We start from the raw sequence: 15451 nt of genomic DNA on the forward strand, positions 1-15451 counted from the left end.
TACGTTTTCGATTCGGCTCGTCGCCCGTGATAGGACTAAGATTATGTCCTTGCGTGCCCTCGCCGCCGGCCTTTCCCTTGGCCTTGCCGTCTGCCTCGCCGCCCCGGCGCAAGCCGATTCCTGCGATCGCCTGACCGTCCGGCTGATCCGCGCCACGGGGGCCTCGCTGGTCGGCCGCACCGGCGCGCTCGTGGTGTTCCGCGCCGCCGACGCCGAGCGCTTCCGCCTCGACTGCCAAGATCCCCGCCGGCTGCTGTTCCGCTCCGAGCGGCGCGAGCCGCAGGGAGCCTATTTCGTGCTGATCGGCGAGGCCGCTCACGCGCTCACCGGCGCGCCGGCGGCGGCGGTCGAGACCTTGACCCGACAACTGCACCAAGACAGCCTGCTCACCGGATCGGCCCAACTCGGCCGCGTCGGCGGCGCGGTGATCCGCTGCGATCCCGGCGACCGCCCGGACGGATTCGGGATCGGTACGCTCTGCCGCGTCGCCGCCGACCGACCGGGGCGCGGGCCTCGCCGCAGCCCCCTGCACCACAAGGCCGGCCTTCCCGCCGCCCCTCGCGCGGGTTAGACCGCGTCCATGACCGATCTCGCTTCTACCGGCCCCGTCGTCCGCGCCGGTTCTGTAGCCTTCGCCAATCACCTGCCGCTGGCGCTGATCGCCGGGCCCTGTCAGCTCGAGGGGCGCAGCCATGCCCTCGAGGTCGCCGCCGCGTTGAAGGAGATGGCCGGGCGCCTCGGTATCGGCCTCGTGTTCAAGTCCTCCTTCGACAAGGCGAACCGCACCTCGGGCGCCACCGCCCGCGGCGTCGGCCTCGACGAGGCCTTGCCGGTCTTCGCCGAGATCCGCGAGAGCCTCGGCCTGCCCGTGCTCACCGACGTGCACGAGGCCGAGCAATGCGCCCGCGCGGCGGAAGCCGTCGATATCCTCCAGATCCCGGCCTTTCTCTGCCGCCAGACCGACCTGCTGCTCGCCGCCGCCGCGACGGGACGGGTCGTCAACGTCAAGAAGGGGCAGTTCCTCGCTCCCTGGGACATGAAGCACGTCGCCGCCAAGGTGACGGCGGCTGGCAACCCGAACGTGATCGTCACCGAGCGCGGCGCCTCCTTCGGCTACAACACACTCGTCTCCGACATGCGGGCGCTGCCGATCATGGCGCAGGTGACGGGCGGCGCCCCCGTGGTGTTCGATGCGACCCACTCGGTGCAGCAACCCGGCGGCCAGGGGGCGACTTCGGGCGGCCAGCGGGAATTCGTCAGCGTGCTGGCCCGCGCGGCGGTGGCGGTCGGCGTGGCCGGCGTGTTCATCGAGACCCATCCCGATCCCGACCGGGCGCCGTCCGACGGGCCGAACATGGTGCCGCTGCGCCAGTTGCCGCAATTGATCGAGACTTTGATGGCGTTCGATCGGCTCGCCAAGGGTGCAGGCGATCCGCTCTGAGCGTCCCTCATCAAACGCCCGCCGCGCCGTCGCGCCCGAAGAGGACACCGGCTGCGAACGGGCGTTTTGTGAGGCACTCCGAGTCTTCGGCGCGTTAAGCTGCGATCCGACAATCGTCGGTTTCAGGTTCGGTTCAGGTCGCCCAGATAGATTCGTGAGATCAATTCATCGGAGCGACGGACCGGGCAGGCCGGAAGGCCCCCGGGATGAATCGGAACTTTCAGCCAAGCTGAATGTTATGCCGGTCAATCCGTCCGCAGATCGAAAGGATCCCATGCGCAAGCTCGCACTCGTCACCGCCGCCCTTCTGTCCGTCGGCACGCTGACGGCGACGACTTCGGCCGACGCGCGTCCCGGCCGCGGCTGGGGCCACCACCACCACGGCGGCGGCTATTACGGCGGCGGCTACGGCCGTGGCGCCTATTACGGTGGTCGCCGTCGTGGCATCGGCACCGGCGCGGCCGTCGGTCTCGGCATCGCTGGTCTCGCGGCCGGCGCCATTGCGGCCGGCGCAGCCCGTGACGCCTATTACCGCGACGGCTACCGTCGTCCCTACGGCTATGGCTACGGCCGTCCGGCCTATGGCTACGACGGCTACTGAGCCGCACGCGTTCTAAAGGAGAGGGCGGCCGAGCGATCGGCCGCCCTTTTTCGTGCGCGTCGCGCCGGCGGCCTGCAAACAGCGGTTGCCCTCGGTACGGCGTTTCGTCAGTTTGCGGCCCGTCGAAACAGCACGGGAGCGCTCAGGCCGGTCATCGCAGCCATCGTCGGAGCCGTCATGACCGGCTTGCTGTACTGGTTTCTTTACGGCAACGGCATGGCAGCCCTGGACCGCACGCTCAGCGACCGCCGCAATGCGCGGCTACGGGCGCAGAGCGAGGCGCGCTTCCGATCGGCGCCCCTGCGCGCCATCAAGGATCCGGCCGATGCCGCGGGCGTGCTGATGCGGCTGGTGGCCCTGGCACGCGGCACGCCGACACCGGAGCAGGAAGCCGCCATGGAGGCCGAGATGGGGAAGATCACCCCGCCCGGCGAGGATCTGTCCGTGCGCTTCGCCTACATTCGGCACGCCGCCGCCCAGGCCGAGAGCGCCGATGTGGCGCTCGATCACCTCGCCCCCCTGCTGCGCGAGAAGCTCGACGCCTCCGAGCGCAACGATCTCGAACGGATGATGGAGACCGTCGCGCTCGTCCATCAGGGACCGACCGAGGCGCAACAGCGTCTCATCAGCCGGACCGTACGCGTCCTGGCCGAGGAGCATTGAGGCGAGAGGCTTCAGCCCCGGCCGCGATAGGGTGCGACGCCCTGGTCCGGCAGCCAGACGTTCGGCAAGGGCGGGCCGGATTGCCAGAACACGTCGATCGGGATGCCGCCGCGGGGATACCAGTAGCCGCCGATCCGTAGCCAGCGCGGTTCGAGCAGGCTCACCAGCCGCCGTCCGATGCCGACGGTGCAATCCTCGTGGAAAGCGCCGTGATTGCGGAACGCGCCGAGGTAGAGCTTCAGCGACTTCGATTCGACCAGCCAGCGATCCGGCACGTAGTCGATCACCAGCGTGGCGAAGTCCGGCTGTCCGGTCACCGGGCAGAGCGAGGTGAATTCCGGCGCGGTGAAGCGTGCCAGGTAATCGGTGTCGGCATGCGGGTTCGGCACGCGGTCGAGCTGTGCCGCGTCCGGCGAATCGGGCAGCGGCGTCTGCTTGCCGAGCTGCTTGGCGTGGTCTTCGATGTTGGTCATGCGGAGGCTATACGCGCGCGCGTCTCCTGTTGCCTAGCACCGGAGGTGAATGCCCACCTCCCGGAATCCTGTTGGCCGAGGAGCCGGCTGCAACCGATGCGATGGCACGGCTAACCGCTTGCGGGCGCTTGCCCGCGCCGTTGCGTTGACGGATAAGCCGCCCTCGGAGAGCGTCGCCGCTGCGTCGGGCCGGGAGCCCGTGCGGACGGCGCGCCGCGACGCAACCGAAGGAGCGCCCATGACCGCGATCACCAACATCGCCGCCCGCGAGATTCTCGACAGCCGGGGCAACCCCACCGTCGAGGTCGATGTCCTCTTGGAGGACGGCTCCTTCGGCCGCGCGGCCGTGCCCTCGGGCGCCTCGACCGGCGCGCACGAGGCGGTGGAGCTGCGCGACGGCGACAAGGGTCGCTACAACGGCAAGGGCGTGCTCAAGGCGGTCGAGGCGGTGCAGGCCGAGATCCTCGACGCCATCGGCGGCATGGATGCCGAGGATCAGGTCGCGGTCGACGAGGCGATGATCGCCCTCGACGGCACGCCGAACAAGGCCCGCCTCGGCGCCAACGCCATCCTCGGCGTGTCGCTGGCCGTCGCCAAGGCCGCGGCCGAGACCGCGGGCCTGCCGCTCTACCGCTACGTCGGCGGCGTCCAGGGCCGCGTCCTGCCCGTGCCGATGATGAACATCGTCAATGGCGGCGCCCATGCCGACAACCCGATCGACTTCCAGGAATTCATGGTGATGCCGGTCGGCGCCTCCTCGCTGTCCGAGGCGGTGCGGATGGGCGCGGAGATCTTCCACACCCTCAAGAGCGCCCTGAAGAAGGCCGGCCACAACACCAACGTGGGTGACGAGGGCGGCTTCGCCCCGAACCTGCCGTCGGCCGAGGCCGCGCTCGACTTCGTGATGGAGTCGGTCCAGGCCGCCGGCTTCAAGCCCGGCGCCGACATCGTCCTGGCGCTCGACTGCGCCGCGACCGAGTTCTTCAAGAACGGCGCCTACCATTACGAGGGCGAGGGCCAGACCCGCTCGATCGAGCAGCAGGTCGATTACCTCGCCAAGCTGAGCGAGGCCTACCCGATCCTGTCGATCGAGGACGGCATGTCCGAGGACGATTGGGAGGGCTGGAAGCTCCTCACCGACCGGATCGGCAACCGGGTCCAGCTCGTCGGCGACGACCTGTTCGTCACCAACGTCGAGCGCCTGTCGCGCGGTATTTCGACCGGCACCGGCAACTCGATCCTGGTCAAGGTCAACCAGATCGGCTCGCTCACCGAGACGCTCGCCGCCGTCGATATGGCCCAGCGCGCCGGCTACACCGCGGTGATGTCACACCGCTCCGGCGAGACCGAGGATTCGACCATCGCCGACCTCGCGGTCGCGACCAATTGCGGGCAGATCAAGACCGGCTCGCTCGCCCGCTCGGACAGACTGGCCAAGTACAACCAGCTCATCCGCATCGAGGAGGGCCTGGGCGCCCAGGCGCTCTACGCCGGCCGCGGCGCGATCCGCCAGCTCGCCGGCCGCTGAGCTTTTCTCGCGGCGCGGCGGGTCCTGTTCGGGGCCCGCCGCGCCGTTCGTGTTCGAAGCCTCCGGTGACGGCGGCGGAAACGCTTTCTTCACCGTGTTCGGGTGAAGCTGCCGACGCCATGGTCATCCGTCGCCGCGTCCGCGCCATCGTCGTCCCCGCCGTCCTCTGGACGGTCTCCGCGCTCGTCGTGGGCTACTTCGTGCATCAGGCCGAGAGCGGTAGCCGCGGCCTGGAAGCCAAGCGGGCCCTCAAGATCGAGGCCTACGGGCTGACCCAGGAACTCAACGCCGCCAAGGCCGAGCGGGCGACCTGGGAACACCGCGTCTCCCTGCTGCGCAGCGAGCAGATCGATCGCGACCTGCTGGAGGAACGCGCCCGCGTGGTACTCGGCCGCGTCCACGCCAACGACCTCGTCATCATCGATCCCTAAGAGCATCGTCCTGGATATCAGATCCAGGACAATGCTCTCCGTTATTGTGCCGCATCGGCTTTTTTCCGAAAGCCGGTTCCCACCTTTCGGGCCGATGCTCTAAGATTTCCGGACGCCGCGCCGGGAACATCCGGGCGTGCCGCAGCGATGACGGTTGGGTGACCGCCGAACCGCGACGCCTGACGACGCTCTCGCTTCGAATGCGGTCGGCCGGAATAAGTGTTCTTCCCGGAATGCACGGCCGCGCACGCCTGAAATCGGCTCACGGCAGAGCCGTGGGCGAGCGGCACAGGCAAATCCTGATCGGGCCGCCGATCTTGTCTTGTCGAAAAACGACGTTTCCTGATCTTATCCTTGCTTAGTCGGCGTGGGTTCAAGCGTCACGGTGACAAGCCCCTTCCGCTGTCAGTCCTGCTCTCGCTTTCCGAAAATGGCTGGCCTAGAACCCGAGCCAACGGATCGAATTCGGGAGATCGCCGATGGATGCAGGCAACGAGGCGGGGAAGCCCGCCGCGAGCGCGGACGCGCCGCAGCACCGGCCCGCACCGAATATTCCGCAATTCACCAAGGACGAGGATCTTCACGCCTATCGTGAGATGCTCCTCATCCGCCGCTTCGAGGAAAAGGCCGGCCAGCTCTACGGTATGGGCCTGATCGGCGGCTTCTGTCACTTGTACATTGGTCAGGAGGCGGTCGTCGTCGGCATGCAGATGGCCGGCGAGGATGGCGACCAGAACATCACCGGCTACCGCGACCACGGCCACATGCTGGCCTGCGGCATGGAGGCCAAGGGCGTGATGGCCGAGCTGACCGGGCGCCGCGGCGGCTATTCCCGCGGCAAGGGCGGCTCGATGCACATGTTCAGCCGCGAAAAGCAGTTCTTCGGCGGCCACGGCATCGTCGGCGCCCAGGTCTCGCTGGGCACGGGCCTCGCCTTCGCCGACGCCTACCTGCAGAACGGCAAGGTCAGCTTCACCTATATGGGCGACGGCGCGGCCAACCAGGGGCAGGTCTACGAGAGCTTCAACATGGCGGCCCTGTGGAAGCTGCCGGTCGTCTACGTGATCGAGAACAACCGCTACGCCATGGGCACCTCGGTCGCCCGCGCCTCGGCGCAGACCGATTTCTCCAAGCGCGGCCTCTCCTTCGGCATCCCCGGCGAGCAGGTGGACGGCATGGACGTGCGCACCGTCCGCGAGGCGGCCTCCCGCGCCATCAACCACGCCCGCTCGGGCCAGGGCCCTTACATCCTCGAGATGCAGACCTACCGCTATCGCGGCCACTCGATGTCCGATCCGGCCAAGTATCGGTCGAAGGACGAGGTCTCGAAGATGCGCGACGAGCACGATCCGATCGAGATGGTGCGCAAGCGCCTGATCGAGGCGCACGGCGTGCCGGAGGCCGACCTCAAGGGCATCGACGCCAAGGTCCGCGAGATCGTCAACGAATCCGCCGACTTCGCAACCCACGATCCCGAGCCCGACGCTTCCGAGCTCTGGACCGACATTTTGCTCGAAGCCCGCGCCTGAGGCGCGACCACCCTCCTGGCAGGACACTGAGGGCGCACGGGCCGATTTCGCTCCGGCGGTGAGTATGCCGCGGCATCGCGAAACCGGCCTCCTGCGTCTCGGACGAAGGATCGATAGAGCAGCGCAATGGCGACCGACATCCTGATGCCCGCCCTCTCTCCGACCATGGAGGAGGGGAAGCTCGCCAAGTGGCTCAAGAAGGAGGGCGATTCGGTCAAATCCGGCGACGTGCTCGCCGAGATCGAAACCGACAAGGCGACCATGGAGGTCGAGGCGATCGACGAGGGCGTGCTCGCCAAGATCCTCGTGCCGGACGGCACCGAGAACGTGGCGGTCAACACCCCCATCGCCATCATCGCCGCCGAGGGCGAGGATGTGGCGGCCGCCGCTGCCAGCGGCGGCCAGTCCAAGCCCGCCGCAACCGAGGGCGGTGCCCCCGCGCCGACGCCGGACATGCAGGCCGAGGGCATGGCGGACAAGTCCGCCCCCACCGCCAAGACCGGCGACGACGCCCCCCGCGCCCCGGCCGCCCCGGCGATCATCAAGAACACGGCCGCCGCGCCCGTGATGGACGAGTTCCCGCCGGATTCGCCGCTGGAGACGCAGAGCGTGCGCGAGGCCCTGCGCGACGCCATGGCCGAAGAGATGCGCCGTGACGACAAGGTGTTCGTCATGGGCGAGGAGGTCGCCGAGTACCAGGGCGCCTACAAGATCACGCAGGGCCTGCTGCAGGAATTCGGGGCGCGCCGCGTGGTCGACACCCCGATCACCGAGCACGGCTTCGCCGGCATCGGCGTCGGCGCGGCGTTCATGGGCCTGAAGCCCATCGTCGAATTCATGACCTTCAACTTCGCCATGCAGGCGATCGACCACATCATCAACTCGGCGGCCAAGACGCTCTACATGTCCGGCGGCCAGCTCGGCTGCCCGATCGTGTTCCGCGGCCCCAACGGCGCCGCCGCCCGCGTCGGTGCCCAGCACAGCCACGACTATGCCGCGTGGTACTCGAACGTGCCCGGCCTCAAGGTGATCGCGCCCTACACGGCCGCCGACGCCAAGGGCCTGCTCAAGGCCGCGATCCGCGATCCGAATCCGGTGATCTTCCTCGAGAACGAGATCCTCTACGGCCAGTCCTTCCCGGTGCCGAAGATCGACGATCTCGTCCTGCCGATCGGCAAGGCGCGCATCCACCGCCCCGGCACGGATGTCACCATCGTCTCCTTCTCCATCGGCATGACCTACGCCCTCAAGGCCGCGCAGGCGCTGGCCGAGCAGGGCATCGAGGCCGAGGTGATCGACCTTCGCACCATCCGCCCGATGGATTCCGAAACGATTGTCGAGTCGGTGAAGAAGACCGGCCGCTGCGTCACCGTCGAGGAGGGCTTCCCGCAATCCGGCGTCGGCGCCGAGATCGCCGCGCGCCTGATGGTCGATGCCTTCGACTATCTCGACGCCCCGGTCCTGCGGGTCACCGGCAAGGACGTGCCGATGCCCTACGCGGCGAACCTCGAAAAGCTCGCCCTGCCGAACGTCGCCGAGGTGATCGAGGCGGCCAAAGCGGTCTGTTACAAGTAAATGTCCGAGAAGTTCGAAGAACTGGAGATCCCGCCCGACGCCCTGGAACAGGGCGGGATCGAGATCGTGCGGGCCTCCATCGTCGACGGCGCGGTGAGCGTGGCGCTCCGGCGCGCCTTCGACGATCCGGAGACGTGGGGCCGCCTCTTCATCGATCTCGCGCGCCAGGCCGCCCGCGCCTACGCGCTGGAATCGGAGATGTCCGAGGAGGAGGCCTTCGAGCGCATCCGCGTCGGCTGGGAGGCCGAAAGCCTCGAGCCCGGCAACACCCTCAACTAGCCACGGGCCCGGCGACGCGATGGAACGCCCCGACGCCTCAATTCGCCCCTCCCTCGTGCCGGTCCAGCGGAGGCCGTGACCATGGCCGAAGCCGCCCCCCGCCGCGCTACCTACGCCGACCTCGAAGCCGTGCCCGAACATCTCGTGGCCGAGATCGTGGATGGGGTGCTGGAAACGCATCCGCGGCCGCGTCCGAGGCATGTGGCGGCGGCCTCGCGTCTATCCGGTGAACTGGAGCCCCCGTTCGGACTTGGCCGCGGTGGACCGGGCGGCTGGATTTTCATGACCGAGCCCGAACTTCATCTCGGTCCCCATGTCGTGGCGCCAGACGTCGCCGGCTGGCGCATCGAGCGGATGCGGACCGAGCCGGAGACCGCCTATATCGAGACGCCGCCGGATTGGGTCTGCGAAATCCTCTCGCCCTCCACGGCCGGGCTCGACCGGGGACCAAAGCGTCGGATCTACGCCGAGGCCGGGATTCCTTATCTCTGGCTGCTCGATCTCGCGGGCGGCGTCCTCGAAAGCTTTACCCTCACCGCCGGGCAGTGGCTCCTGACCGGCACGGCGGCGCGCGGCGAGTCTGTGGCCGCCCCACCCTTCGACGCGGTTCCCTTCCCGCTCGACGACCTTTTCCCCTTCGCTTCGCCCGAGGCCTGAGACATGCCGATCAACGTCCTGATGCCCGCCCTCTCGCCGACCATGGAGAAGGGCAACCTCGCCAAGTGGCTGAAGAAGGAGGGCGACGCGATCAAGTCCGGCGACGTGATCGCCGAGATCGAGACCGACAAGGCCACCATGGAGGTCGAGGCGGTCGATGAGGGCGTGCTCGCCAAGATCCTCGTCGCCGAAGGCACGGCCGACGTGCCGGTCAACGAGCTGATCGCGCTCATCGCCGAGGAGGGCGAGGATCCGGGCAGCGTCCAGGCCGCCACCGGCGGGGCCGCGAAGACCGCCCCGGTCGAGCCGAAGGGCACGCCCGACGAGAACGCCGCGCCGGACGGGGCGCATGCCTCCTACGCCCGCGTCGACACCGCCCCGGAGGGCGCCAAGCCCGGCGGCACGGCGCATCCGGCCGAGGCCGGCAGCCGCGTGTTCTCCTCGCCGCTCGCCCGCCGCATCGCCAAGCAAGGCGATATCGACATCGCCGGCATCACGGGCTCCGGTCCGCGCGGCCGGGTCATCGCCAAGGACGTGCAGGCGGCCATCGAAGGCGGCACCGCCAAGGCCGGCGCCGCCGCACCCGCCAAGGCCGCCGAGGCTCCCGCCGTGAAGGCGCCCGCGCCCGCCCCGAAGCCGACGCAGGCGGGCGGGGCTCCGGCCGGTCTCAGCCTCGAGCAGGTCAAGGGCTTCTACGAAAAGGGCGCCTACGAGGAAGTGCCCCTCGACGGCATGCGCAAGACCATCGCCAAGCGCCTCACCGAGGCGATGCAGGTGGCCCCGCATTTCTACCTCACGGTCGATTGCGAACTCGACGCGCTGATGAAGCTGCGTGAGACGCTGAACGCCTCGGCCGGCAAGGACAAGGACGGCAAGCCGCTGTTCAAGCTCTCGGTCAACGACTTCGTCATCAAGGCGATGGGCGTCGCGCTCACCCGCGTGCCGGCGGCCAACGCCGTGTGGGCCGAGGACCGCATCCTGCGCTTCAAGCACGCCGAGGTCGGCGTGGCGGTGGCCATCGACGGCGGGCTGTTCACCCCCGTCATCCGCAAGGCCGACCAGAAGACGCTCTCGGCGATCTCCGGCGAGATGAAGGATTTCGCCGCCCGCGCCCGGGCCAAGAAGTTGAAGCCCGAGGAGTACCAGGGCGGCGTCACCTCGGTGTCGAACCTCGGCATGTTCGGGATCAAGCACTTCACCGCGGTGATCAACCCGCCGCAATCGACCATCCTGGCGGTCGGCGCGGGCGAGAAGCGCGTCGTCGTCAAGGACGGCGCCCCGGCGGTGGTGCAGGCCATGACCTGCACCCTCTCCTGCGACCACCGCGTCCTCGACGGCGCGCTGGGCGCCGAACTGATCTCGGCGTTCAAGGGCCTGATCGAGAACCCGATGGGGATGCTGGTCTAGTACCGGGCCATGCCGATCGATCGCGCAAGAGCGTCCGCGGCGGCCATTCCGTGCCGCGGGCTGGCCGTGATTTTGCTCAGCCTCCTGTCGGCTTGCATGTCGGCGGAGGATCGGGCGACGAACGAGGCGAAGGTCGCCGAAGCGCGCCAAGCCGCTGGCATGCGCGAGCCGCTGGTGAAGCCCCTATCGCGGGCGGAGGCCGAAACGTCGTTCGTCGGCAAGACGCGGCTCGTCAATGCGGCCGACCGCGGGGTTCAGGTCAGCTACATGGCGGCCGACGGATCGGTCTATTTGTGGTTTCCAGGCAATCCGGTCGTGCTGCGCGGGACTTGGACGTTCGAGGAGACCGGCGCGTATCGCCCCTATGCCGGTCGGCCTGTCAGCGAAACCAGCGTCTGCTTCACCTACGGACCGGGGAGCGTGAACGCGTTCGACGGGAAGCGCGGCGGAACGCGATGCGTGCCGGGTGCGGCGCTCGCGACCATGAGCCTGGAGAGGGCTGACGGCGACGTGTTCGGCCTCAGCCGCAAAACCGAGGTGCCCTTCGTGCTGCCGCCGGAGCGCACCACCCTGACCGACCTGCGCAAGCGGGCCGGCGCCCTTTGAGATGGACCGGCGCTGCGGCGTCGAGTGAGACGGAGCGCATCATGGCCGAAACCTACGACGTCCTCATCATCGGCGCCGGGCCCGGCGGCTACGTCACCGCGATCCGCGCGGCGCAGCTCGGCTTCAAGACCGCGGTGGTCGATCGCGAGCATCTCGGCGGCATCTGCCTCAACTGGGGCTGCATCCCGACCAAAGCGCTGCTGCGCTCGGCCGAGATCTACCACTACATGCAGCACGCCGCCGATTACGGGCTGAAGGCCGATAACGTCGGCTTCGATGCCGCCGCCATCGTCAAGCGTTCGCGCGGCGTGTCGGGCCGGCTCAACGGCGGCGTCGGCATGCTGCTCAAGAAGAACAAGGTCGACGTGATCTGGGGCGAAGGCACCATCGAGGCCGCGCCGAAGGGCAACACGCCCGGCACCGTCGCCGTGAAGGAGACCCGACGCTCGGAGGCCCCGAAGGGCGCCAAGGGCGCGGGCAGCTATCAGGCGAAGCACATCATCGTGGCCACCGGGGCGCGGCCGCGCGTGCTGCCCGGCATCGAGCCCGACAAGAAGCTGATCTGGACCTATTACGAGGCGATGGTGCCCGAGAGCATGCCCAAGAGCCTCTTGGTGATGGGGTCGGGCGCCATCGGCATCGAATTCGCCTCGTTCTACCGCACGATGGGCGCCGAGGTGACGGTGATCGAGCTGCTGCCGCAGATCCTGCCCGTCGAGGATGCCGAGATCGCCGGTCTCGCCCGCAAGCGCTTCGAGAAACAGGGCATCAAGATCCTCACCGGTGCCAAGGTGACGAAGGTCGAGAAGGGCGCCAACTCGGTGACCGCCACCGTCGAGGACGACAAGGGCAAGACGCAACAGCTGACGGCGGACAAGCTGATCTCGGCGGTCGGCGTCGTCGGCAATATCGAGAATCTGGGCCTTGAAAAGCTCGGGGTGAAGATCGAGCGCGGCATCGTCGTCACCGACGGGCTCGGGCGCACCAACGTGCCGGGCGTCTACGCCATCGGCGATGTCGCCGGCCCGCCGATGCTGGCGCACAAGGCCGAGCACGAGGGCGTGATCTGCATCGAGACCATCAAGGGCCTGCACACCCACCCGATGGACAAGGGCAAGATCCCCGGCTGCACCTATTGCCATCCGCAGATCGCCAGCGTCGGCCTCACCGAGGCGAAAGCGAAGGATCTCGGCTTCCAGATCAAGGTCGGCCGCTTCCCCTTCGCGGGCAACGGCAAGGCGATCGCGCTCGGCGAGCCGGACGGCCTGGTCAAGACGATCTTCGACGCCAAGACCGGCCAGCTGCTCGGCGCCCACATGGTCGGCGCCGAGGTGACCGAGCTGATCCAGGGCTACGTCGTGGCGATGACGCTAGAGACCACCGAGGAAGAGCTGATGCACACGGTCTTCCCGCACCCGACGCTCTCCGAGATGATGCACGAGAGCGTGCTCGACGCGTATGGCCGGGTGATCCACACCTGATCGCCGGTCAGCCCGGAACCGCGCCCTCGGCGCATCGGGGAGGAGACCGGACGAGCGTCCGGCCCCCTTCCCCATTCACGCGCGACGATCGAGACGGGTTCAGCGGTCGGCGCGCTCGCCGGCCAGCGTCAGCTCGACGTAGCGACGGCTCGTCGGCTCGATCAGCGCGCGCACGCGCTGGGCCATCGCCTCCTCTTCCTGCAACGACTGGCGAAAGCCGGTGAGGCTCCCGCCCTGGCCGGCGGCGTCGCCGATGGTCAGCAGCGACTGGTAGGCCGCGATCTCGAAATTCTCGAAGGCGTGGTTGGCGTAGGTGTTCTTCAGGATCTCGTCCTGAGCCGGCGTATGGCCCAGCGCCATCATGTTGCCGACGAAGCCCAGAAAGCCCTCCTTGATCGCCGACGGGCTGTCGCCCAGCGATTGCAGCGCCTCCTCCAGGCGGGTGCGCTGGCCGTGGGTCTCCTCGATGTGGCGGCGGAGCGCCTCTTCCATCTCCGGATAGTTCTTCAGCCGCTCGACCTGCCGCTCCATGATCTGAAGCGCCTGCATCTCGAGAGCGTGGGTGTTCTTAAGGGCGGTGACGTAGATGTCGCGGGCTTCGATGGCCATGGCGGTTTCTCCGGATCTTCGATGTGGTGCAGCGGCGACGCCTCCGGCCGCTCTCGGGCGGGAACCCGAAAGCGGCCGGATGGTCACGAAAAATCGGTTACGCGATCTGCTGGGTCTCGGCGCCGCTATCGGGGCGTGCCGGGCCGAGCACGGGCTCCTGGCCCATCGGCTCGGCCTGGTAGACGTTGAACTCGCCCTTGCCGTCGATCGAGCGGCCCTTGGTCCAGCGGCCCTCGGGCGGCGGGGTGCCGTCGCGGCTCGTGGCGAAGAAGCTGTAATTGTACGTCTGGTTCTCTTCGGATTGCGGGAAGCTGTTGGGGATCGGAAGCGCCCCCTCGGTGCCGCCCAGTTCCTCGACCACGGCCAACCATTGCTGCTGGTGCATGGTGTCGCGGGCGATGAGGAAGGACCACATGTCCTTCATGCCGGGATCGTTGGTGGCGTTCGACAGGCGCACCGCCAGGGTCCGCCCGGTCGCCTCGGCGGCGACGTTGCAATACATGTCCGCCGCGATGTTGCCGCTGGCATAGATGTGGTTCATGTCGAACGGCACGCCGTCGGAATTGCCCGGAAACGCCGCCATCCCGGACGAGAGCAGGTGCTTGTGCAGCATGCCTTCCGCGATGTGACGCGGGTTCTCGCCGCCCATCACGGCGCCGACGATGGCGTCCGCCGCGCCGGCTTCCTGCACCTTGGTCGGGGCGTTCTCGAGGTTCATCGCGACCGCAGTCGCCAGCATCTCGATATGGCCGATCTCCTCCGTCGCGGTGTGGAGGAGCATGTCGCGGTACTTGGTATTGGGCGCGCGGTTGCCCCAGGCCTGGAAGAAGTACTGCATGCAGACGCGGATCTCGCCTTCGACCCCGCCGATCGCCTGTTGCAGCATGCGGGCGTAGATCGGGTCCGGGCTATCGACCCGAACCGGATATTGCAGACGCTTGTCGTGATAATACATCGGGCGCGATCCCTCTTATCGGGTCAACCATGCGAAGCGGCCGGCCGGGGCGGCGTCTTCGATGGCGGGGAAATCACCCGGATCGCGGATTGTTCAGAATAAGCCTATGACGGCGAGACCGCAGAACATATGTTTATCTGGATGGCGAACGCCTTAACCTAGAGCATCGAACCTTTAATCGGACGCATATCCCTTGGCCTTGAGGAAGTTGCGGCACTCCTGGGGCTCGAACAAGCCGCAGATGTCGCCGATGGCACGCCAGAGTGCATCGAAGGTGCGTGCCTTGGCCTTGCGCAGGTGGGCCTTGAGCTTGGCGAAGGCCTCTTCGATCGGATTGAGGTCGGGCGAGTAGGGCGGCAGGAACAGGAACCAGGCGCCGCGCTGCTTCAGACAGGCGGCAGCCTTGGAGCTCTTGTGGACGGAGAGATTGTCAAGGATGACGACGTCGCCCTTGTTCAGGGTCGGGGCGAGCTGGGTCTCGACGTAGGTCTCGAAGGCCGCTCGGTTCATCGCCTTGTCGATCACCCAAGGCGCACTCAGCCGGTCGCAGCGTAGACCGGCGATGAAGGTCTGCGTGCCCCAATGGCCGAACGGCGCCTTGGCGTGCAGCCGGGTGCCTTTGCGGCTGCGCCCGCGCAGGCGGGTCATCTTGGTGGTGACGGCGGTCTCGTCGAGGAAGACGAGGCGATGACAGGCCGCCCGCATCAGCGGCTGGCGCTTGATGCGCCACTCGTGGCGATCCTCAGGGATCGGTGCGCGTCCGCGCTCGGCGGCCATCAGGGCTTTTTTTATACGTGAAGCCGCGCTGGCAGAGGAAGCGCGACAGCGCGCCCGGCGTGACCGTTACGCCGCGCTCGCTCCGCAGGGTCTCGGCCAGTTCCGGCAGGGTGATGTCGGGCGTGGCCTCGACCGCTGCGATCAGGAAATCGGCCACCGGAGCTAATTTGCCGCCGCCCTTGGGTCGCCCCTGACGGGCGGGCGCCACCGACCCGGTTCGCGCTTGGCGCTGCGCCAGCTTGACCGCGCAACTGGCGCTGACGGCAAACCGGCGCCCTGCCTCGCGCCGTGAGTGGCCTTCCTCAACAAATCGGGTGATCCGCTCACGAAGGTCCAGCGAGTAGCATTCGCCCATGATCCACCTCCAAGCTGGAGGGAATCAGGCCATGCCCGCCTCTGCAACCCGCGATTCCAATTTCAGACACGACGCTCTAGGTTT

The 15451-nt window shown here is 68.0% G+C and carries 17 protein-coding genes; 13 read left to right on the top strand and 4 right to left on the bottom strand.

The features are described from left to right. The first annotated feature begins 43 nt into the window (after positions 1-43). The 4 genes from BM140_RS15450 (at position 44) to BM140_RS15465 (ending at position 2705) form a co-directional block, all read left to right on the top strand. Complete coding sequence (locus tag BM140_RS15450; RefSeq protein WP_091948064.1) at positions 44-571, top strand: hypothetical protein; 528 nt, start codon at positions 44-46, stop codon at positions 569-571. Between the two features lie 9 nt (positions 572-580). Beyond that, positions 581-1441, top strand: coding sequence for a 3-deoxy-8-phosphooctulonate synthase (gene kdsA, locus BM140_RS15455; protein ID WP_091948067.1), 861 nt, complete (start codon positions 581-583; stop codon positions 1439-1441). A gap of 274 nt (positions 1442-1715) precedes the next feature. Next, on the top strand, positions 1716-2042 hold the full coding sequence (locus BM140_RS15460; RefSeq protein ID WP_091948070.1) for a hypothetical protein: 327 nt from the start codon (positions 1716-1718) through the stop codon (positions 2040-2042). Between the two features lie 177 nt (positions 2043-2219). Next, positions 2220-2705 carry a hypothetical protein gene (locus tag BM140_RS15465; RefSeq protein ID WP_091948073.1) on the top strand — a complete coding sequence of 162 codons (486 nt, stop codon included), beginning with the start codon at positions 2220-2222 and terminating at the stop codon, positions 2703-2705. Positions 2706-2716: 11 nt separating this feature from the next. Here the strand turns inward: BM140_RS15465 and queF are convergent, their stop codons facing one another. Then, entirely contained in the window at positions 2717-3178 is a 462-nt protein-coding gene (gene queF, locus BM140_RS15470; protein ID WP_091948075.1) for a preQ(1) synthase, read from the bottom strand. A 238-nt stretch (positions 3179-3416) separates the two neighbouring features. On the opposite strand from queF, the gene eno reads away from it, so the two are divergent. From eno to lpdA, 9 genes are all read left to right on the top strand, one after another. Next, a complete protein-coding gene (gene eno, locus BM140_RS15475; RefSeq protein ID WP_091948078.1) occupies positions 3417-4706 on the top strand; it encodes a phosphopyruvate hydratase in 1290 nt (429 codons plus the stop codon). A gap of 119 nt (positions 4707-4825) precedes the next feature. Next, positions 4826-5137 carry an FtsB family cell division protein gene (locus BM140_RS15480; protein WP_091948081.1) on the top strand — a complete coding sequence of 104 codons (312 nt, stop codon included), beginning with the start codon at positions 4826-4828 and terminating at the stop codon, positions 5135-5137. A gap of 479 nt (positions 5138-5616) precedes the next feature. Beyond that, the gene (pdhA, locus tag BM140_RS15485; RefSeq protein ID WP_091948084.1) at positions 5617-6666 is read left to right on the top strand and encodes a pyruvate dehydrogenase (acetyl-transferring) E1 component subunit alpha; all 1050 of its coding nucleotides are present in this window, start codon (positions 5617-5619) and stop codon (positions 6664-6666) included. Between the two features lie 126 nt (positions 6667-6792). Beyond that, positions 6793-8241, top strand: a complete 1449-nt coding sequence (locus BM140_RS15490) for a pyruvate dehydrogenase complex E1 component subunit beta (protein ID WP_091948087.1) — start codon at positions 6793-6795, stop codon at positions 8239-8241. Further along, positions 8242-8520: a DUF5076 domain-containing protein gene (locus BM140_RS15495; protein ID WP_091948090.1), complete on the top strand. Its 279-nt coding sequence runs from the start codon at positions 8242-8244 to the stop codon at positions 8518-8520. Between the two features lie 81 nt (positions 8521-8601). Beyond that, positions 8602-9177 (top strand): Uma2 family endonuclease, encoded by a 576-nt coding sequence (locus BM140_RS15500; RefSeq protein ID WP_091948093.1) that lies wholly within the window; start codon positions 8602-8604, stop codon positions 9175-9177. A gap of 3 nt (positions 9178-9180) precedes the next feature. Beyond that, the gene (locus BM140_RS15505) at positions 9181-10584 is read left to right on the top strand and encodes a pyruvate dehydrogenase complex dihydrolipoamide acetyltransferase (RefSeq protein WP_091948095.1); all 1404 of its coding nucleotides are present in this window, start codon (positions 9181-9183) and stop codon (positions 10582-10584) included. 9 nt (positions 10585-10593) lie between these two features. Next, the gene (locus BM140_RS15510) at positions 10594-11190 is read left to right on the top strand and encodes a hypothetical protein (protein ID WP_091948097.1); all 597 of its coding nucleotides are present in this window, start codon (positions 10594-10596) and stop codon (positions 11188-11190) included. A gap of 41 nt (positions 11191-11231) precedes the next feature. Beyond that, positions 11232-12671, top strand: a complete 1440-nt coding sequence (gene lpdA, locus BM140_RS15515; protein ID WP_091948098.1) for a dihydrolipoyl dehydrogenase — start codon at positions 11232-11234, stop codon at positions 12669-12671. A 99-nt stretch (positions 12672-12770) separates the two neighbouring features. On the opposite strand, the gene BM140_RS15520 is transcribed toward lpdA, so the two are convergent. From BM140_RS15520 to BM140_RS15530, 3 genes are all read right to left on the bottom strand, one after another. Further along, on the bottom strand, positions 12771-13280 hold the full coding sequence (locus BM140_RS15520) for a ferritin-like domain-containing protein (RefSeq protein ID WP_091948101.1): 510 nt from the start codon (positions 13278-13280) through the stop codon (positions 12771-12773). A 97-nt stretch (positions 13281-13377) separates the two neighbouring features. Next, entirely contained in the window at positions 13378-14235 is an 858-nt protein-coding gene (locus tag BM140_RS15525) for a manganese catalase family protein (protein ID WP_091948104.1), read from the bottom strand. Positions 14236-14409: 174 nt separating this feature from the next. Next, a protein-coding gene (locus BM140_RS15530) for an IS630 family transposase (protein WP_091948107.1) occupies positions 14410-15367 on the bottom strand; the annotation gives its coding sequence in 2 pieces (ribosomal slippage) (positions 14410-15015 and positions 15017-15367; 957 coding nt in all). Positions 15368-15451 lie beyond the last annotated feature (84 nt).

It is taken from the genome of Methylorubrum salsuginis (assembly GCF_900114375.1).
In the GTDB taxonomy this organism is placed as follows: Bacteria; Pseudomonadota; Alphaproteobacteria; order Rhizobiales; family Beijerinckiaceae; genus Methylobacterium; species Methylobacterium salsuginis.